We start from the raw sequence: 17,769 nt of genomic DNA, 5'->3' as shown, positions 1-17,769 counted from the left end.
TCTTCATGCTCACAATGCCGCTACAGAGGAGCCCCTGCATGCCCGGGCATCTTTCCACCCATGTTCTCGACACGGCGGCAGGCCGGCCGGCCGCCGGCATCGCCTATCGCCTCTATGCGATCGAGGGGGAGGGGCGGCAGTTGATGGCCGAAGGCCGGACCAATGCGGACGGGCGTGCGCCCGTGCCGCTGCTGACCCCGGCGACGATCCGCAGCGGCCCCTACAGCCTGGAATATGACGTTGCCGCCTATCACCGCGCCACCGGTGTCCCTGTCAGCGATCCGCCCTTCCTCGACGTGGTGACCCTGCGTTTCAACGTGACGGCACTCGACCAGCACTATCACGTGCCGCTGCTTCTCTCCCCCTATGGCTACACGACCTATCGCGGCTCATGACGACGAACCGAGTGATCCGCTTCCTGCATCGCGGGACCCTGGTGGAAGCCGCCGGCTTCGCACCGATGACCACCGTGCTCGACTGGCTGCGCCTCGACCGCCGGCTGACCGGCACCAAGGAAGGCTGCGGCGAGGGCGATTGCGGCGCCTGCACCGTGGCGCTCGGCCGCGTGAAGGACGGGCGCCTGGTCTATGAGCCCGCCAATGCCTGCATCCTGCTGCTCGGCCAGCTCGACGGCGCCGAACTGGTGACGGTGGAGGATTTGGTGACGGATGGGCGGCTGCACCCTGTCCAGCAGGCGCTGGTCGACCATCACGGTTCGCAATGCGGCTTCTGCACGCCGGGCTTCGTGATGAGCCTGTTCACGCTCTACCACGCCGCTGGCGGCGCAACGGACCGCGCGGCGGTTCTGTCGCGACTCGCCGGCAACCTGTGCCGTTGCACCGGCTACCGTCCGATCGTCGATGCGGCGCTGGCGGCCTGCGCCGCGCCGCCTGCCGATGGCCATCACGACCGCCGCGCGACATCGGCTGCGATGCTCGCTGGCCTCGCCGACACGGCGGACGTTTTCGTCGGCGACGACAACGCCTTCTTCGCGGCGCCGGCCTCGCTCGATTCGCTCGCCGTCCTCATGGAGAGCCACCCCGACGCAACCCTTGTCGGCGGGGCGACGGATGTGGGTCTATGGATCACCAAGCAGCTCCGGACCCTGCCGAAACTCGTCCATACCGGCCGCGTGGCGGCCTTGCGGGCTCTGGATGAGACAGCGTCGGCGCTGACGATCGGCGCCGCGGTGACCTATGCCGAGGCGGAGGCCGCCCTCGGTGCGCTCGATCCCGACATCGCCCTGCTCATCGACCGGCTCGGCTCGGCGCAGGTGCGCACCGCGGGGACGATCGGCGGCAATGTCGCCAACGGCTCGCCCATCGGCGACATGCCGCCGCTGCTCATCGCGCTCGGGGCCTCGGTCACGCTGCGCCTTGGTGGCTCCGTGCGGCTTCTGCCGCTCGAGCAGTTCTTCCTCGCCTATGGCCGGCAGGACCGGTCACCGGGCGAGATCCTGACCCATGTGACCGTGCCGAGACCCGAGGCGGGCGACCATCTGCGCGTCTTCAAGATCGCCAAACGCCACGACCAGGACATTTCCGCTGTCATGATGGCGCTGAAGGTCCGGCTCGACGGGCGACGGATCGCGGCGGCGCGGATCGCTTTCGGCGGCATGGCCGGCATCCCCAAGAGTGCGGCGGCCGTCGAGGCGGCACTCGCCGGCGCGTCCGTCGATGATGCCACTGCGGTCGCTGCTGCCGTGGCGCGCCTGAGGGATGATTTCGCGCCGCTCGACGATCACCGCGCCTCGGCAGCCTATCGGTTGCGCGTCGCCGGCAATCTCATCACCAAGGGGCTGATGGAAATCGCCGCGGGCGAGCGTTCGTCGACCCGGCTCGTCCCGCTCCGGGAGGCTCATCATGCGGCCTGACGGGGAGGGGGAGGCGCTGCGCCACGTCCACCAGCCGATCCGCCATGACGCCGCCGACCGGCACGTCACGGGCTCCGCGCCCTATATCGACGACATCCGCGAGCCTGAGGGCACCTTGCATGTCGTGCCGGGCGGCGCGCCGGTGGCCCATGGCCGTCTGGTCCGGCTCGATCTCGCCGCCGTGCGCGCCGTGCCCGGCGTTGTCGCGGTGCTCACCGCCGCCGACATTCCCGCGGTCAACGATGTCAGCCCGGTGGCTGGCGACGATCCGCTCTTTGTCACCGACGTCATTGCGTTCCACGGACAGCCGCTCTTCGCCGTCGTGGCGGAGAACCGCGACACGGCACGGCGGGCGGCGCGGCTCGCGGTCATCGACGTGGCGGAGGAGACCCCGCTCGTCGACGTGGCCGATGCGCTCGCCGCCGATGCCGACCTGATGCCGGCCTATGCCTTCCGCCGCGGTGATCCCGAAGCGGTCCTCGCGGCGAGCCCGGCGCCGGTGGCCGGGACCCTTCGCATCGGCGGGCAGGAGCATTTCTACCTGGAAGGACAGGCGGCGCTCGTCATCCCCGAGGAGGACGGCACCTATCTCATCCATTCCTCGACCCAGCATCCCAGCGAGGTGCAGCACGTCGTCGCCCGGGTCCTCGGCATTGCCGACGCGTCGATCGAGGTGGCGGTGCGGCGCATGGGCGGCGGCTTCGGCGGCAAGGAGAGCCAGGCCAGCGGCTGGGCGGCGATGGCGGCGCTAGCGGCGCGGGTCACCGGACGCCCGGCGAAGATCCGTCTCGACCGCGACGACGACTTCATCATGACCGGCAAGCGCCACGACTTCCTCGTCAGCTACCGCGCCGCCCATGACCCCGCCGGCCGGCTGGAAGCCGTCGAGGTCCGCTTCGCCGGGCGCTGCGGTTACAGCCACGACCTGTCGTCGTCGATCAACGACCGGACGATGTTCCATGCCGACAACGCCTATTTCTATCCGCAGGTGCATATCCATTCGCGCCGGCTGAAGACCCACACGGTCTCCAACACGGCGTTCCGCGGCTTCGGCGGGCCTCAGGGCATGGTCTTCGCCGAGCATCTGATGGACCGGATCGCCTGGGCGACCGGGCGCGACCCGCTCGACGTTCGCTATGCCAATCTCTACGGCACCGACGACCGCAACATCACGCCCTACGGCATGGTGGTGGAGGACAATGTCGCCGAGGCGCTCATTCGGCAGCTCGAGACGACGAGCGAGTATCGCGCCCGGCGCGCCGCCTTGAGCGCCTTCAATGCCGGCTCGCGCGTGCTGAAAAAGGGCATCGCCCTGACGCCGGTTAAATTCGGCATTTCCTTCACCACCACCTTCCTGAACCAGGCCGGCGCGCTCGTTCATGTCTACCAGGACGGCTCCATCCATCTCAATCACGGCGGCACCGAGATGGGGCAGGGGCTCTTCGTCAAGGTGGCGCAGGTGGTGGCCGAGGAGTTCGGCGTCGCCCTTGACCGGGTGCGGATCACCGCGACCCATACCGGCAAGGTGCCGAACACCTCGCCGACGGCAGCCTCCTCCGGCACGGACATGAACGGCATGGCGGCGCGCAACGCGGCGGCCGAGATCAAGGGCCGGATCGCGGAATTCATCGCCCGCGACTGGCAGGTTCCGGTCGCCGGCATCGTCTTCCACGACGACCGCGTCTGGGCCGGCGAGAGGAGCCTCGGTTTCGCCGAGGTGGTGAAGAAGGCCTATCTCGCGCGGACCCATCTGTCGGCGGCCGGCTTCTACGCGACACCGAAGATCACCTGGGACCGGTCGAAGGCGACTGGCCGGCCGTTCTTCTATTTCGCCTATGGCGCGTCCTGCTCCGAGGTGACCATCGACACGCTGACGGGGGAGTTCACCCTCGACCGCGTCGACATCCTCCATGATGCCGGCCGCTCGCTCAATCCGGCCATCGACATCGGCCAGATCGAGGGCGGCTTCGTCCAGGGCATGGGCTGGCTCACCATGGAAGAGCTCGTCTTCGACGCCAAGGGCCGGCTCAGGACCCACGCGCCCTCGACCTACAAGATCCCCACCGCCCGCGATGTGCCGGAGGACTTCCGCGTCGCCTTCTTCGACAATCCCAACCGGGAGGACACGATCTACCGTTCCAAGGCCATCGGCGAGCCGCCGCTGATGCTGGCCAATTCGGTGTTCTGTGCCATCGCCGACGCCGTCCATGCGCTGGCACCGGGCCGCGCCGTGGCGCTCGACGCGCCCGCCACCCCCGAGGCGATCCTCTTCGCCTGCTGCAAGCAGACCGGGGAGGGGTGAACCGTGGAGGTCTGGCCGCGTATCGAATCGCTGATCGCCGCGGAAGGGGCCTGCGTTCTCGTCAGCGTCATGGCGGCACGCGGCTCGGTGCCGCGCGAGCCGGGCGCGCGGATGATCGTCCGGCCGGACGGGGCCTTTCACGGCACGATCGGTGGCGGCACCCTCGAATGGCAGGCGCTGGCCAAGGCGCAAGCCTTGCTGGAACGCCGTGACGAGGCTGCCCTGATCCTCGACCAGCCGCTGGGACCGGCGCTGGGACAGTGCTGCGGCGGCCATGTGACCCTGGCGATCGAGCGCTTCGCGGAGCGCGACCGCGACATGGTCGCCGAGCTTGCGGCGGCCGAGCGGGAGGGGCCGTTGCGCACGCGGACCGTGCTGCGCGACGGGCGCCTGCAGCGCGTCTTCCTCGCCGGTTACGAGATATCAGCCTCCGCAGCCGGCACCGTTTTCGTCGAGGATTTCGCTGCGCCGCTACCGACCATCGCGCTGTTTGGCGCCGGCCACGTCGGCAAGGCGCTGGTCATGGCGCTGGCGCCGCTGCCGTTCCGGATCGTCTGGCACGACGGCCGTCCCGGCGCCTTCGCCACAGCCATCCCCTCAAATGTCACCCTGCAGTCCGGCCCCGCCGAGACGGCGCTCGACGCGCTGCCGGACGGCACGCAGGTGCTCGTCATGACCCACAGCCATGCCCTCGACCTCGCCATCGTGGCGGCGGCCCTGGCCTCGGGGCGCTTTGTCCATGTCGGCCTGATCGGTTCAGCCTCGAAGCGGGCGCGGTTCATGGGCCGGCTTCAGGCGCTCGGCCTCGGCGCCGCAGCGGAGGCCGGGCTGCGCTGTCCCATCGGCCTTGCCGGTCTCGCGGGCAAGGAGCCGGCCGTCATCGCCGCCTCCGTCGTAGCGGAGTGCTTGATCTTGGCGCAGGCTCGTACCATCAACGTCAAGCCGGCTCACCGGCGACAGAGCGCCTGAAGAGGCCAGCCGGACGCCACATGGATATCGCCCTCGCCACGGACTGGTTCAACCTTCTGTCCCGCTGGTTCCACATCACCGCCGGGATCACCTGGATCGGCACCAGCTTCTACTTCATGTCGCTCGACTACAGCCTCAAGGCCAAGCCGCCGGGCGCACCGGGGGCGGATGGCGTCGCCTGGGAGGTCCATGGCGGCGGCTTCTACCATGTGCAGAAATATCTGGTGGCGCCCGACAACCTGCCGCCGGACCTGCTCTGGCACCGCTGGGCCGCCTACCTCACCTGGGTCTCCGGCTTCATCCTGCTGGTGGCGCAATACTACCTGAACGCCCGCGGCTTCCTCATCGATCCCGCCGTCGCCGACATCACGCCGGCCCAGGCGATCGGCCTGTCGCTGGCCTCCATCGTCGTCGGCTGGCTGCTCTACGACACGCTGTGCAAGTCGCCGCTGACGAACCATCCGACGGTACTGGCGCTGGTCGTCTTCGGGATGGTGGTGGGGGCGGCCTGGGCCTTCGGACAGGTCTTTTCGGGGCGCGGCGCTTTCATCCATGTCGGCGTCTTCGTCGGCACGATCATGGCGGCGAACGTCTTCCTAGTGATCATCCCGAATCAGCGGATTGTCGTCGCCGACCTGATCGCCGGCCGCAAACCTGACCCGAAATACGGCAAGATCGGCAAGACCCGCTCCACCCACAACAATTATCTGACCCTTCCGGTTCTCCTGATGATGGTCTCGAACCATTATCCGATGCTCTATGCGCATCCGCATTCCTGGCTGGTCGTCGCTTTCCTGCTGGTCACCGGCGCGCTGGTGCAGCACACGCTGAACCGCCACGAGGCACAGGACCCCTGGCAGAGCTACGGCTGGGCCGTGCCGGTCGCCGCCATCGCGCTGCTGCTCGCCATGTTCGTGACGTCGCAGCGGCCGAAGCTCGATCTCGCTGCCGCCGGTCAGGTCAGCGAGGTGCAGGCGCTGCAGATCACCGCCACCCACTGCGTAGCCTGCCACGCGCGCCGGCCGACCCAGGACGGCGTGACGGAAGCGCCGAAGAACGTCATCCTGGAAACGTCCGCCGATCTCCGGCGGCACGCAGCATCCGTCATCCAGCAATCCGTCCAGTCCAGGGCCATGCCACTCGGGAACCAGACCACCATGAGCGATCAGGACCGCGCCGCGCTCGGCGCCTATCTGGCCGGACTGAAATGAGCGGGCTCGATATCGACCGTCTCGGCCGGCGCGCCGAGGCCATGCTGGAAGAACTGGCCGCGATCTCGGAAGAGCCCGATCGCCTGACCCGACGCTATCTGACGCCGGAGCACAAGCGCGCGGCCCATCTGGTGGCGCAGTGGATGGCGGAAGCCGGCATGACGACCGCCGAGGACGCTCTCGGCACGATCCGCGGTCATTATCCGATGGCGGGCGAGACGCCAGGCGCCAATGCGGTGCCGCGCCTGCTGATCGGATCGCATATCGATACGGTGATCAATGCCGGCAAATATGATGGCATGCTCGGTGTCGTCTGCGGGATTCTCGCCGTCGAGCATTTCCGCGATGCCGAGCGCAGGATGCCCTTCGCCGTCGACGTGCTGGCCTTCGGCGACGAGGAGGGCGTGCGCTTTCCCACCGTGCTGTCGTCGTCGGCGGCGCTGGCCGGCACCTTCGATCCTGCCTGGCTCGACGGCAAGGACCGTGACGGCGTGACGCTCGACGCGGCGATGCGCGACTACGGCCTCGACCCCGCCGCCATCCCCGCTGCCGCCATGAGCCGCGACGAGGCGCTTGCCTATGTCGAGATCCACATCGAACAGGGGCCGGTGCTGGAGCATGGCGACAAGCCGCTGGGCGTCGTTACCTCGATCGCCGGGCAGTTCCGTACCCGCGTCACCGTCTCGGGCATGGCCGGCCATGCCGGCACCGTGCCGATGCCCTTGCGCCAGGACGCTCTGCTCGCCGCCGCTGAGATGACGCTCGCCGCCGAACAGATCGCAAAAGCCCATCCGGAAGCGGCCATGGTCGCGACGGTCGGTCAGATCAGCGTCAAGCCGGGCGCCATCAATGTCATTCCAGATCGGGTGGAGTTCGTCCTCGATCTCAGGGCTGCGTCAGATGCGCCGCGTCATGCCGCGCTCCAGTCCTTCACGGCCCGGGCGGAGGCGCTTGCGGCGGCACGCGGCTGTTCGGTGGCCTTCGAGACCTATCACGATTGCCCGACGGCCGGCTGCGCGCCCTGGCTGCAGGACGGTCTCGGCCGCAGCATCGAAAACCTCGGCCTCGCCGCGCCCCGCCTCGTCTCGGGGGCGGGCCATGATGGACAGGCCATGGCGGGTCTCACCGACTTCGCCATGATGTTCGTGCGCTGCAACGGCGGCATCAGCCACAATCCGCTGGAATTTTCGACGGTTGCCGACATGGGCGCGGCGGTCGCCGCCCTTATTCGCTTTATCGAGGATTTCACGCCTCCTGCCCGCAGCTGAGGCCATCCCTTTCGGCTGATCAGGATCACCAAGGGGTGTGGTGCTTGGGCGCCTTGCTTCCGACCCTCGCTGGCATTTACCCAGCGTCATTGCTATGCCCCCTGCAGGTGCGGCGGGGCGATAGGCATACCGGTGACAATTTCTGTTTGGCATGCGGCGCGCGCGCGCGTTGAATACGCGCTTCTGACGGCCCTGGCACGACCAACGGCCGGCGCGATGGACAGGCTCTTCGCCGCCTGTCCCGATTTTTATCACATGAAGGATTACGGCGACGAGCGGATGGCGGCGATCGCTGCAGTGATCCGTTCGGAGGTGGCCGATTGCCGTAGCCTAGGCGACGTCAGCGTCTATGAAGGCTATGCGCTCGGCCTGGTCGCGCGGGACCTCGGATGCACCGACCTCGTCGGCTGCGACCTCTCCACCGTTGCCCTCGAGCGCGCCCGTTCCAGCCTGCACGGGACCTTCGTGCCGTTCGACCTCAACCGTCTCTACGACGATCCGGCGGTAACCTTGCCGATCCCGCGCCCGGATGTGCTGCTCGTCTGCGAATGCCTCTACTATGTCGGTCCGGTCGCCAACCTCGCCTGGAGCCGCCCGTGGATCAACCGTTCGCGGAAACTCGCCTTCATCGGCGCCCTGCAGCGCCACGCCCGCAAGGCGGTGCTGATCCAGCATTTCGGCGCGCGACAGAAGCAGGCCATCGGCGATCTGGTGACCGAAGCGGGCGGCCGCCAGGCGGAGGACCGCTGGGGAATCTGGCTCCTGCCCGCCGCATCCTGAGGGCTTGCGTCGCGCCTGTTGCCGCATGCTCTTGCCATTCGGTCCGCGGCTTGCCTAATGAGGGGCATGGCTACACTCATCGACACGCTGAAGAGCGACAACCGTCCCCGGCATCCGGAGAAGGCGCACAGGCCCGACAAGCCGATCGCGCGTAAGCCAGAATGGATCCGCGTGAAGGCGCCGGGTTCGCCGAAATGGGCGGAGACCCACAAGATCGTCAAGGAAAACGGCCTCGTGACCGTCTGCGAGGAGGCCGGCTGCCCCAATATCGGCGAGTGCTGGGAGAAGAAGCACGCCACCTTCATGATCATGGGCGACACCTGCACGCGCGCCTGTTCGTTCTGCAACGTCAAGACCGGCATGCCCGGCCCGCTCGATGCGAACGAGCCCGAGCACACCGCGATCGCCGTCGAGAAGCTCGGCCTCGAACATGTCGTCATCACCTCCGTCGATCGTGACGATCTCGCCGACGGCGGCGCGCAGCATTTCGCCGACGTCATCCATGCGATCCGCCGCCGGTCGCCGAAGACGACGATCGAGATCCTGACGCCGGACTTCCTGCGCAAGGACGGCGCGCTGGAAGTGGTGGTCGCCGCCCGGCCCGACGTCTTCAACCACAACCTGGAGACCGTACCGTCGAAGTACCTGAAGGTCCGCCCCGGCGCCCGCTACTTCCATTCGATCCGGCTGCTGCAGCGGGTGAAGGAACTCGACGCCACCATCTTCACCAAGTCCGGCATCATGGTCGGGCTCGGCGAGGAGCGGAACGAGGTGCTGCAACTGATGGACGACCTGCGGTCCGCCGAGGTCGACTTCATGACGATCGGCCAGTACCTGCAGCCGACCCGCAAGCACCACGAGGTCGTCCGCTTCGTCACGCCGGACGAATTCAAGGGCTTCGAGACCATCGCCATGGCCAAGGGCTTCCTTCTCGTCGCGTCGAGCCCGCTGACCCGTTCGTCGCACCACGCCGGCGACGACTTCGCCAGGCTCCGGGCCGCCCGGCTCGCGCGCCTCGGCCATTGAGCGCAGGCGGGACTTCTCCATGCCCGTGTTCAAGACCGAACGGCGGGTGCGCCACGATCCCGGCCAAATGTTCGATCTCGTGGCGGATGTCGACGCCTACCCCGCCTTCGTGCCGCTCTGCGAAGCTCTGCGCGTCCGCCGGCGGGTCAATGCGGGGGATGACGGGATCGCGATCCTCGTCGCCGACATGACGGTGTCCTATGGGCCGCTGCGCGAGACTTTCACCAGCCGGGTGACCCTCGACCGGCCGCGGCTGCACATCGTCGCCGAGTATATCGACGGGCCGTTCTCGCGGCTGGAGAACCACTGGCGCTTCACCGAGGACGGGGAGGGGGCAAGGGTTTCCTTCTCCATCGACTACGAATTCCGTTCGCGCGCCCTCGCCCTGGTCATGGGCGCGATCTTCGACGCGGCGTTCAGGCGCTTCGCCGAGGCCTTCGAGACGCGGGCCGATGCGGTCTACGGGCGGTCCGGCGCGTCACCTGCGGCCTGAGCGCTTTCAGTCGCGAGATCGAGCAGCAGGCCGAGGGCGACCCGGACGCTCGCCTTGCGCACGGCCTCCCGGCCGATGGCGCCGAAGCGCTCCTCGCGCAGGATCACCCTCTCGCCGCGCTGCGCCGCGAAATGGACGAGACCGACCGGCTTGCCCGGCGTTGCGCCGCCAGGGCCGGCGATACCGGTGACGGAGACAGCGACCTGGGCCCGCGAGCGAGCCAGCGCACCGGCGGCCATCGCCGCGGCCGTTTCCTGCGACACGGCGCCATGGGCTTCCAGCGTCTGCGCCGGCACACCCAGCATCTCCCGTTTGGCCTCATTGGTATAGGTGATGAAACCGCGGTCGACCACGTCGGAGGACCCGGCGATGGCGGTGAGCGCGGCGCTGACGAGGCCGCCGGTGCAACTCTCCGCCGTCACCGTCATCAGCCCGCGCGCCCGGCAGGCGGCGAGCACGTCGGCGGCGAGCCTTTCGGTGTCGATGTCGCTCATCTTACTCTCCCGGAAGGCGGATGGTGGCGACGGCGAGCGCCGCGAGGCCCTCGCGGCGTCCGGTGAAGCCCATCTGTTCGCTCGTGGTGGCCTTGATGGCGATGCGGTCCGGCGTGACGCCGAGGATCGCCGCCATGCGCTCGCGCATCGCCTCGCGGTGCGGGCCGACCTTTGGGGCCTCGCAGACTACGGTCACGTCAAGCATGGCGAGGCGCCCGCCGCGGTCGGCCAGAAGCCTCGCCGCATGGGCGAGGAAGCGGTCGGATGAGACGCCCTTCCACTGGATGTCGCTCGGCGGGAAATGGGTGCCGATATCGCCCAACGACAGCGCGCCGAGGACGGCATCGGTCGCCGCATGGAGGACCACGTCGCCGTCGGAATGGGCGAGGATCCCGCGGTCGTGGGGAATACGCACGCCGCCGAGCCAGACATGGTCTCCGGCGGTGAATGCGTGGACGTCGTAGCCCTGGCCGACGCGGACGTCGTTCATCGCCGTCACGCCGTTCATCCGCCGCTCCGCCGCATCGAAATCCTCCGGATGGGTCAGTTTCACATTGCCGGCCTCGCCGGGAAAGACCGCGACGGCATGGCCGGCCCATTCCATCACCGAGGCGTCGTCGGTCAGTCCGGCGATGCCGGCGGCAGCGGCCCGGCGATGGGCGTCGAGGAGCGCCGCGAAGGCGAAAGCCTGCGGGGTCTGGATAGCACGCAGTCCGGCGCGATCGGGGGTCGCCGTGACGCGGCCGTTGCCGTCGACCGCCTTGATCGTGTCGACCACGGCGATGCCCGGCACCGCGGCGAGGCCGCCGCCGGAGACGGCGTCGATCGCCGCATCGATCAGTTCCGCCGACGCGAAGGGGCGTGCCGCATCATGGACCACGACGATGTCGGGGGCCGTGGCTGCGAGCGCCTCGAGCCCGGCCAGGACCGAAGCCTGTCTTACCGCGCCGCCGACGACGGGCGACAGGAGCTTGTCCGACGGCGTGATCGCCGCATCGTAGCGGCTGCGGTCGTCCTCGCCGATCACGACGAGGATGCCGTCCACCCGGTCATGCCGCAGAAAGGACCGCACCGTCAGGCCGAGGAGGGGGCTGCCGGCGATGCTGCGATATTGCTTCGGCATATCGCCGCCGGCGCGGGTGCCACGGCCAGCGGCGACGATGAGGGCGGCGACGGAGGAGTGCGAGCGCATGCGCGGCGTCCAGGTTTTCAGCGCCTTCCCTAGCGTGTTCACCACGACGTGTCTTCTCATGCGGCACGCCTCTTGTGCAGCGCGGCAAATGGTGTCTAAAGTGTAGGCAGCATTGCATCACGCTTACGAAATAGGCATTTGAATGATCAACCCATCGACCCAAGCGCCGTTCCGGCGGCTGCTGTCGATCGGGCCGTTCGAGATGGCATCCCCCGTAGCTCTCGCTCCCATGTCCGGGATCACGGACGCGCCGTTCCGGCGCATGGTGGCGAGGTTCGGCGTGGGCTGGACCGTGTCGGAAATGGTTCCGGGCGACGGCCTCGCCGCTGGCGAGGAAGAGGCGCGGCTGCGCGCGGAGGGCGAAGGTCTGTCGCCGCATGTGGTGCAGATCGCAGGCTGCGACCCGCACTGGATGGGCGAGGGTGCCCGGATCGCCGTCGCCGCGGGCGCCGACATCATCGACATCAATATGGGCTGCCCGGCCAAGCGCGTCACCGGTGGCTATGCCGGTTCGGCGCTGATGCGCGATCTCGACCATGCCGAACGGCTGATCGCCGCGACGGTCGCCGCCGTCGATGTGCCGGTGACGCTGAAGATGCGGCTCGGCTGGGACGATCAGAGCCTCAACGCGCCCGAACTCGCCCGACGCGCCGAGCAGGCGGGTGTCGCGCTCGTCACGGTGCATGGCCGCACCCGCCAGCAGTTCTACAAGGGCCGCGCCGACTGGCGCGCCATCGCCGCGGTACGGACGGTCGTGTCGCTCCCAGTGGTCGCCAACGGCGATATCACCACGGCTGAGGATGCCAGTCTCTGCCTCGCCCAATCCGGCGCCGACGCGGTGATGATCGGTCGCGGTGCGCAGGGGCGGCCCTGGCTGCCGGCGCAGATCGCCGCCCATCTCGCCGGCGAGCCGGTTCCCGCCGATCCTGGCCTGGCGACGCAGCTCGCCTGCGCCATCGAACTCTACGAGGCTCAGCTCGCCCACTACGGGCTCGGCGTCGGCATACGCCATGCACGCAAGCATCTCGGCTGGGCGCTGGATGCGGCCGCCGCGTGCTGTGGTGTCGACGCCGGCGTCCTCGCCGAGGCCCGCGGCAGCGTCCTCACATCAGAGGATCCGCACCGGGTGATCGCCGCACTGACCGAGAGCTACGACCGGTTCCAGTGGAGGCGGGCGGCATGAAGGCTTTGGCGCAGGTTCTCCCCGTGCATGATTCGATCCTCAACGCCCTGCCGCATCCCGTCATCAGTGTTTCGGCTGCCGGGATGCTGCTCGACGGCAATGCCGCGGCGGAGGCCTTCTTCCAGGCGTCGATCTCGGTGCTGAAGCGCCACGCGCTGAAGGATCTGGTGCCGTTCGGCAGCCCGCTGCTCGCCCTCGTCGAACAGGTCCGCGACCGCCATGCGCCGGTCAACGAATACAAGGTCGACCTTGGTACGCCGCGCAACGGTCACGAGCGGATCGTCGACATCTATGTCGCTCCGCTCGCCGAACGGCCCGGCGACGTCGTCGTGATGCTGCAAGAGCGTACCATCGCCGACAAGATGGACCGCCAGCTGACCCATCGCGGCGCGGCCCGTTCGGTCACCGCGCTGGCGGCGATGCTGGCGCACGAGATCAAGAACCCACTCTCCGGCATTCGCGGTGCGGCGCAGCTTCTGGAAGCCTCGGTAGACGACCAGGACCGGACGCTGACCCGCCTGATCTGCGACGAGGCCGACCGGATCGTGAAGCTGGTCGACCGCATGGAGGTCTTCTCCGACGAGCGCCCTGTCGAGCGCCAGCCGGTCAACATCCACGTCGTGCTGGAACATGTGAAGAAGCTGTCGCAATCCGGATTCGGGCGGCACATCCGCTTCGTCGAGGAGTATGACCCCTCGCTGCCGCCGGTCTTCGGCAACCGCGACCAGCTCATCCAGGTGTTCCTGAACCTCGTCAAGAACGCCGCCGAAGCCATCGGCGAATATGCCGGCGACGGCGAGATCCTGCTGACGACCGCTTTCCGCCCCGGCGTCCGGCTGACCATGCCGGGCCTGTCGAGCCGCGTCGCGCTGCCGCTGGAAGTCTGCGTGCGCGACAACGGCCCGGGCGTGCCCGACGACCTGATGCCGCACCTCTTCGACCCCTTCGTCACGACCAAGAGTTCCGGCACCGGCCTCGGCCTCGCCCTCGTCGCCAAGATCGTCGGCGACCATGGCGGCATCGTCGAATGCGACAGCCAGCCGCGCAAGACGATCTTCCGCATCCTCCTGCCCATGGCCCGCGTGTCGCAATCCGACACGATCGGCCGCAAAGCGTTCTGAAGAGGTCCACATGCCGACGGGAACCATCCTGGTCGCCGACGACGACGCCGCGATCCGCACAGTCCTCAACCAGGCGCTGTCGCGGGCGGGCTACGACGTTCGCCTGACCGGCAATGCGACGACGCTCTGGCGCTGGGTCTCGCAGGGCGACGGCGACCTCGTCATCACCGACGTGGTCATGCCGGACGAGAACGCCTTCGACCTGCTGCCGCGGATGAAGAAGCTCAGGCCCGACCTGCCGGTGGTTGTGATGAGCGCGCAGAACACCTTCATGACCGCCATCAAGGCGTCCGAACGCGGCGCCTATGACTATCTGCCCAAGCCCTTCGACCTGAAGGAGCTTGTGGCCATCGTCGGTCGGGCGCTGGCCGAGCCGAAGGGCAGGCCGGGCAAGGCCGCACCGGTGGATGCCGATTCCATGCCGCTGGTCGGCCGGTCGGCGGCGATGCAGGACATCTACCGCGTCCTCGCCCGCCTGATGCAGACCGACCTCACCGTGATGATCGTCGGCGAGAGCGGTACCGGCAAGGAACTCGTCGCGCGAGCGCTCCACGATTACGGCAAGCGCCGCAACGGGCCCTTTGTCGCCATCAACATGGCCGCCATCCCGCGTGACCTCATCGAGAGCGAGCTGTTCGGCCACGAGAAGGGCGCCTTCACCGGTGCCCAGGCCCGCAATCCCGGCCGGTTCGAACAGGCCGAGGGCGGCACGCTTTTCCTCGACGAGATCGGCGATATGCCGATGGAGGCGCAGACCCGCCTGCTGCGCGTCCTCCAGCAGGGCGAATACACGACGGTGGGCGGCCGCACGCCGATCAAGGCCGATGTCCGCATCGTCGCCGCCACCAACAAGGATCTGCGCCAGCTCATCCAGCAGGGGCTTTTCCGCGAGGACCTGTTCTTCCGCCTCAACGTCGTGCCGCTGCGCCTGCCGCCGCTGCGCGAGCGCAGCGCCGACGTGCCCGATCTCGTCCGCCACTTCTTCGCCCAGGCCGAGCGTGAGGGTCTGCCGGCCAAGCAGATCGATTCGGCCGCCCTCGAGAAGCTCAAGCGCTATCGCTGGCCGGGCAATATCCGCGAGCTGGAAAACCTGATCCGCCGTCTCACCGCGCTTTATCCGCAGGAGATCATCACCGCGCCGATCGTCGACAACGAGCTTTCGACGCCCGAACCCGCCTCGTCCCACGACGAGCCGCGCGAGGACGACACGCTGATGGCCTCGGTGGAGCGGCACATGGGCACCTATTTCAAGGGTTTCGGCGACGACATGCCGCCCCCGGGCCTCTATCACCGGGTGCTGCGGGAGGTTGAGATTCCGCTGATCTCGGCGGCCCTCGCGGCGACACGCGGCAATCAGATCAAGGCCGCCGACCTCCTCGGGGTAAACCGGAACACGCTGCGCAAGAAGGTCCGCGACCTCGACATCCAGGTGATCCGTACGTCGCGCTGACGCCGGCCCGGCCTCACGATCGCGTTGAGAACGTCCCCGGGGGCGTGACGTTTCGGTCACAGTTGTTGTAAGAGGGTCACCCTTGAGTCCCGATGAGGGGTCGACGGTCCGCCTTGCCGGCTTTCCGCCGAACTCTCCGGAGATGATCGCCGGATGACCGATACCGCGCAGCCCGCGACGACCGCCCTCCCGTCCGACGGCTCGGCCTTCATGCCGCGCCTGCGCGCGCGCAGGGCCGGTCCGATCATGGTCGCGGTGGCGCTGTTCTTCGGCCTGATCACCTTCCTGCTCGTCACCGGCCTCCTGCCGATCGCCGCGACCCACGAGGTCGTGCTTACCGTCCTCATCATCGACGGCGTGCTGGTCTGCGGGCTGATCTTCCTGATCGTCAGGGAGATCCTTGTGCTGCGGCGGGCGCGCCGGGCCGGGCAGGCGGCATCGAGGCTGCACGAGCGCGTCGTGCGGCTCTTTGCCATCGTCGCCTCGGTGCCGGTCGCCGTCATCGCCATCGCCGCGTCGATCACCCTCGACAGGGGCCTCGAGAGCATCTTCTCGGGAAGCGTGCGCCAGTCGGTCGAGGCCTCCGCCAATCTCGCCAATGCCTATCTCAACGAACAGGTCTCGGTGGTCCGTGCCGAGGCGGCGGCCCTGGTGCAGGACATCGAGCGGGTGCGTTCGCTCAACACGACGGAGGTCAACTTCGAGAGGTTCCTGACCGCGCAGGCCATGGTGCGTGGCCTGACGGTCGTGCGCGTCCTGAAGAGCGATGGCACGCTGGTCGATCGCGCCGATGTGCCCATGCAGGGCGATTTCACGGTGCCCGCCGCGATCCTCGACGAGGTCAGCAAGACCGACGACATCATCGCCAACGTCTCCTCGCGCGATGATCGCGATTTCATCGAGGCCATCCTCAAGATGCAGCGCGGCGGGAACGAGATTCTCTACGTCGTCCGGCAGATCAGCCCGCAGATCGCCCAGCACCTGCGCTCCACCCAGGCCGGCCTGTTCGAGTACCAGCAGTTGCAGTCGCGGCGGCTCGGCCTGCAGATCGCCTTCGCGCTGATGTTTGCGCTGATCGCCTTCCTGGTGACGCTGTCGGCGGTCTATCTCGGGCTCAGCTTCGCCAACCGCCTGGTGCAGCCGATCCGCCGGCTGATCGGCGCTGCCGACCAGGTCGCCGCCGGGGATCTCGACGTCCAGGTGCATATCCGCAAGTCCGAGGGCGATCTCGCCAATCTCGGCGACACGTTCAACAAGATGACGGCGGAGCTGCGCGACCAGCGCGCCGACCTCATCGCCGCCCGCGACCAGATCGACAGCCGCCGGCGCTTCACTGAAGCCGTGCTCGCCGGCGTCACGGCCGGCGTGATCGGCCTCGACGAGGCCGGTCGGGTGACCCTGCTGAACCGTTTCGCGGTCGAGATCCTCGGAGTCGGCGAAGCGGCGCTGTCCGGCACCATGCTGTCGGAGAGCATTCCGGAATTCGCCGAGCTGATCGCCGGTGCCGCGCGTGGCGCGCCCATCGTGCAGGGCCAGGTCATGCTGGTCCGCGGCGGACGGGAGCGGACGCTGGTGGTCCGCGTGGCGCTCGAGGCCGACGAGGACGGGGCGCATGGCGCGGTGGTGACGATCGACGACGTCACCGATCTCGTCGTGGCGCAGCGCACCTCGGCCTGGGCCGACATCGCCCGCCGCATCGCCCACGAGATCAAGAATCCGCTCACCCCCATCCAGCTCTCGGCCGAGAGGCTGAAGCGGCGTTACGGCCGGGTCATCACCGAGGACCGCGAGGTCTTCGACCAGTGCACCGACACGATCATCCGACAGGTCGGCGATATCGGGCGGATGGTCGACGAGTTCTCCTCCTTCGCCCGCATGCCGAAGCCGGTCTTCGAGGTGGAAGACGTCGCCGACACCGTGCGCCAAGCCGTCTTCATGATGCGCATCGGCTATCCCGAGATCGAAATCGTCGACGAGATTCCGGAGGGGGCGATGCCCGCCTCCTTCGACCGCCGTCTGATCAGCCAGGCGCTGACCAACATCATCAAGAACGCCACCGAGGCCATCGCCGCCGTGCCGGAAGAGAACCGCGGCAAGGGCCGGATCATGGTCCGCCTCGACGCCAGCCAGCCGTTCTATGCGGTGGATGTCATCGACAACGGTATCGGCCTGCCCAAAGAAAACCGTCATCGGCTGCTTGAGCCTTACGTCACGACACGGGAAAAAGGGACGGGCCTCGGTCTGGCGATCGTCGGCAAGATCCTCGAGGAACACGGCGGGGGGCTCGGCCTCTTCGACGCGCCCGCGGGGGCCGACGGAAACCAGCGCGGGGCCCTCATCCGCCTCAGTTTCAGGGACCAGCGCCTGGCGGTCCAGACCACCGCTGCGGCGGAATGAAGAAGAACGG

At 68.2% G+C, this 17,769-nt stretch carries 15 protein-coding genes; 13 read left to right on the top strand and 2 right to left on the bottom strand.

Annotation, left to right across the window (positions count from 1 at the left end; genetic code table 11):
• Positions 1 to 38: 38 nt before the first annotated feature.
• The 9 genes from uraH (at position 39) to Q8O26_RS04215 (ending at position 9,922) form a co-directional block, all read left to right on the top strand.
• Positions 39 to 395, top strand: a complete 357-nt coding sequence (uraH, locus tag Q8O26_RS04255; RefSeq protein ID WP_305573806.1) for a hydroxyisourate hydrolase — start codon at positions 39 to 41, stop codon at positions 393 to 395.
• Positions 392 to 1,873: a xanthine dehydrogenase small subunit gene (xdhA, locus tag Q8O26_RS04250; RefSeq protein WP_305573804.1), complete on the top strand. Its 1,482-nt coding sequence runs from the start codon at positions 392 to 394 to the stop codon at positions 1,871 to 1,873. The genes uraH and xdhA overlap by 4 nt, the downstream gene beginning before the upstream one ends.
• Positions 1,863 to 4,175, top strand: a complete 2,313-nt coding sequence (gene xdhB, locus Q8O26_RS04245) for a xanthine dehydrogenase molybdopterin binding subunit (protein ID WP_305573802.1) — start codon at positions 1,863 to 1,865, stop codon at positions 4,173 to 4,175. The genes xdhA and xdhB overlap by 11 nt, the downstream gene beginning before the upstream one ends.
• A 3-nt stretch (positions 4,176 to 4,178) precedes the next feature.
• Positions 4,179 to 5,144: a xanthine dehydrogenase accessory protein XdhC gene (gene xdhC, locus Q8O26_RS04240; RefSeq protein ID WP_305573800.1), complete on the top strand. Its 966-nt coding sequence runs from the start codon at positions 4,179 to 4,181 to the stop codon at positions 5,142 to 5,144.
• Positions 5,145 to 5,164: 20 nt separating this feature from the next.
• The gene (locus Q8O26_RS04235) at positions 5,165 to 6,355 is read left to right on the top strand and encodes a urate hydroxylase PuuD (protein ID WP_305573798.1); all 1,191 of its coding nucleotides are present in this window, start codon (positions 5,165 to 5,167) and stop codon (positions 6,353 to 6,355) included.
• Positions 6,352 to 7,623, top strand: coding sequence for an allantoate amidohydrolase (locus Q8O26_RS04230; RefSeq protein WP_305573796.1), 1,272 nt, complete (start codon positions 6,352 to 6,354; stop codon positions 7,621 to 7,623). Before Q8O26_RS04235 ends, Q8O26_RS04230 begins: the two co-directional genes overlap by 4 nt.
• A gap of 216 nt (positions 7,624 to 7,839) precedes the next feature.
• Entirely contained in the window at positions 7,840 to 8,403 is a 564-nt protein-coding gene (locus Q8O26_RS04225) for a hypothetical protein (protein ID WP_305573794.1), read from the top strand.
• Positions 8,404 to 8,469: 66 nt separating this feature from the next.
• Entirely contained in the window at positions 8,470 to 9,429 is a 960-nt protein-coding gene (gene lipA / locus Q8O26_RS04220; RefSeq protein ID WP_305573792.1) for a lipoyl synthase, read from the top strand.
• A 19-nt stretch (positions 9,430 to 9,448) separates the two neighbouring features.
• Positions 9,449 to 9,922, top strand: a complete 474-nt coding sequence (locus Q8O26_RS04215; protein ID WP_305573790.1) for a type II toxin-antitoxin system RatA family toxin — start codon at positions 9,449 to 9,451, stop codon at positions 9,920 to 9,922.
• Here Q8O26_RS04215 and Q8O26_RS04210 read toward each other — a convergent pair.
• Both Q8O26_RS04210 and Q8O26_RS04205 read right to left on the bottom strand, forming a co-directional pair.
• Positions 9,889 to 10,416 (bottom strand): CinA family protein, encoded by a 528-nt coding sequence (locus Q8O26_RS04210; RefSeq protein ID WP_305573788.1) that lies wholly within the window; start codon positions 10,414 to 10,416, stop codon positions 9,889 to 9,891. The genes Q8O26_RS04215 and Q8O26_RS04210 overlap by 34 nt on opposite strands.
• Before the next feature lies 1 nt (position 10,417).
• On the bottom strand, positions 10,418 to 11,608 hold the full coding sequence (locus Q8O26_RS04205; protein ID WP_305573955.1) for a bifunctional 2-C-methyl-D-erythritol 4-phosphate cytidylyltransferase/2-C-methyl-D-erythritol 2,4-cyclodiphosphate synthase: 1,191 nt from the start codon (positions 11,606 to 11,608) through the stop codon (positions 10,418 to 10,420).
• A gap of 142 nt (positions 11,609 to 11,750) precedes the next feature.
• On the opposite strand from Q8O26_RS04205, the gene dusB reads away from it, so the two are divergent.
• The 4 genes from dusB to Q8O26_RS04185 all read left to right on the top strand — a co-directional run bounded on the left by dusB (position 11,751) and on the right by Q8O26_RS04185 (position 17,759).
• Complete coding sequence (gene dusB, locus Q8O26_RS04200; protein ID WP_371134445.1) at positions 11,751 to 12,791, top strand: tRNA dihydrouridine synthase DusB; 1,041 nt, start codon at positions 11,751 to 11,753, stop codon at positions 12,789 to 12,791.
• Positions 12,788 to 13,912 (top strand): nitrogen regulation protein NR(II), encoded by a 1,125-nt coding sequence (locus Q8O26_RS04195; protein WP_305573786.1) that lies wholly within the window; start codon positions 12,788 to 12,790, stop codon positions 13,910 to 13,912. The genes dusB and Q8O26_RS04195 overlap by 4 nt, the downstream gene beginning before the upstream one ends.
• 10 nt (positions 13,913 to 13,922) lie before the next feature.
• Positions 13,923 to 15,362: a nitrogen regulation protein NR(I) gene (ntrC, locus tag Q8O26_RS04190; protein WP_305573784.1), complete on the top strand. Its 1,440-nt coding sequence runs from the start codon at positions 13,923 to 13,925 to the stop codon at positions 15,360 to 15,362.
• A 153-nt stretch (positions 15,363 to 15,515) separates the two neighbouring features.
• Entirely contained in the window at positions 15,516 to 17,759 is a 2,244-nt protein-coding gene (locus Q8O26_RS04185) for a PAS domain-containing sensor histidine kinase (protein WP_305573782.1), read from the top strand.
• The last annotated feature ends 10 nt before the right edge of the window (positions 17,760 to 17,769 follow it).

Origin of the sequence: Phreatobacter sp. (assembly GCF_030691135.1) — a bacterium.
In the GTDB taxonomy this organism is placed as follows: Bacteria; Pseudomonadota; Alphaproteobacteria; order Rhizobiales; family Phreatobacteraceae; genus Phreatobacter.
The sequence above is the reverse complement of the archived record's forward strand: the minus strand, read 5'-3'. Positions and strand labels throughout refer to the sequence as shown.

Excerpts from the sequence above, each read along its gene's own strand:
- uraH (WP_305573806.1), top strand. The coding sequence starts at position 39 with ATGCCCGGGCATCTTTCCACCCATGTTCTCGACACGGCGGCAGGCCGG.
- xdhA (WP_305573804.1), top strand. The coding sequence starts at position 392 with ATGACGACGAACCGAGTGATCCGCTTCCTGCATCGCGGGACCCTGGTG.
- xdhB (WP_305573802.1), top strand. The coding sequence starts at position 1,863 with ATGCGGCCTGACGGGGAGGGGGAGGCGCTGCGCCACGTCCACCAGCCG.
- Q8O26_RS04235 (WP_305573798.1), top strand. The coding sequence starts at position 5,165 with ATGGATATCGCCCTCGCCACGGACTGGTTCAACCTTCTGTCCCGCTGG.
- Q8O26_RS04230 (WP_305573796.1), top strand. The coding sequence starts at position 6,352 with ATGAGCGGGCTCGATATCGACCGTCTCGGCCGGCGCGCCGAGGCCATG.
- Q8O26_RS04225 (WP_305573794.1), top strand. The coding sequence starts at position 7,840 with ATGGACAGGCTCTTCGCCGCCTGTCCCGATTTTTATCACATGAAGGAT.
- lipA (WP_305573792.1), top strand. The coding sequence starts at position 8,470 with ATGGCTACACTCATCGACACGCTGAAGAGCGACAACCGTCCCCGGCAT.
- Q8O26_RS04215 (WP_305573790.1), top strand. The coding sequence starts at position 9,449 with ATGCCCGTGTTCAAGACCGAACGGCGGGTGCGCCACGATCCCGGCCAA.
- Q8O26_RS04210 (WP_305573788.1), bottom strand. The coding sequence starts at position 10,416 with ATGAGCGACATCGACACCGAAAGGCTCGCCGCCGACGTGCTCGCCGCC.
- Q8O26_RS04205 (WP_305573955.1), bottom strand. The coding sequence starts at position 11,608 with ATGCGCTCGCACTCCTCCGTCGCCGCCCTCATCGTCGCCGCTGGCCGT.
- dusB (WP_371134445.1), top strand. The coding sequence starts at position 11,751 with ATGATCAACCCATCGACCCAAGCGCCGTTCCGGCGGCTGCTGTCGATC.
- Q8O26_RS04195 (WP_305573786.1), top strand. The coding sequence starts at position 12,788 with ATGAAGGCTTTGGCGCAGGTTCTCCCCGTGCATGATTCGATCCTCAAC.
- ntrC (WP_305573784.1), top strand. The coding sequence starts at position 13,923 with ATGCCGACGGGAACCATCCTGGTCGCCGACGACGACGCCGCGATCCGC.
- Q8O26_RS04185 (WP_305573782.1), top strand. The coding sequence starts at position 15,516 with ATGACCGATACCGCGCAGCCCGCGACGACCGCCCTCCCGTCCGACGGC.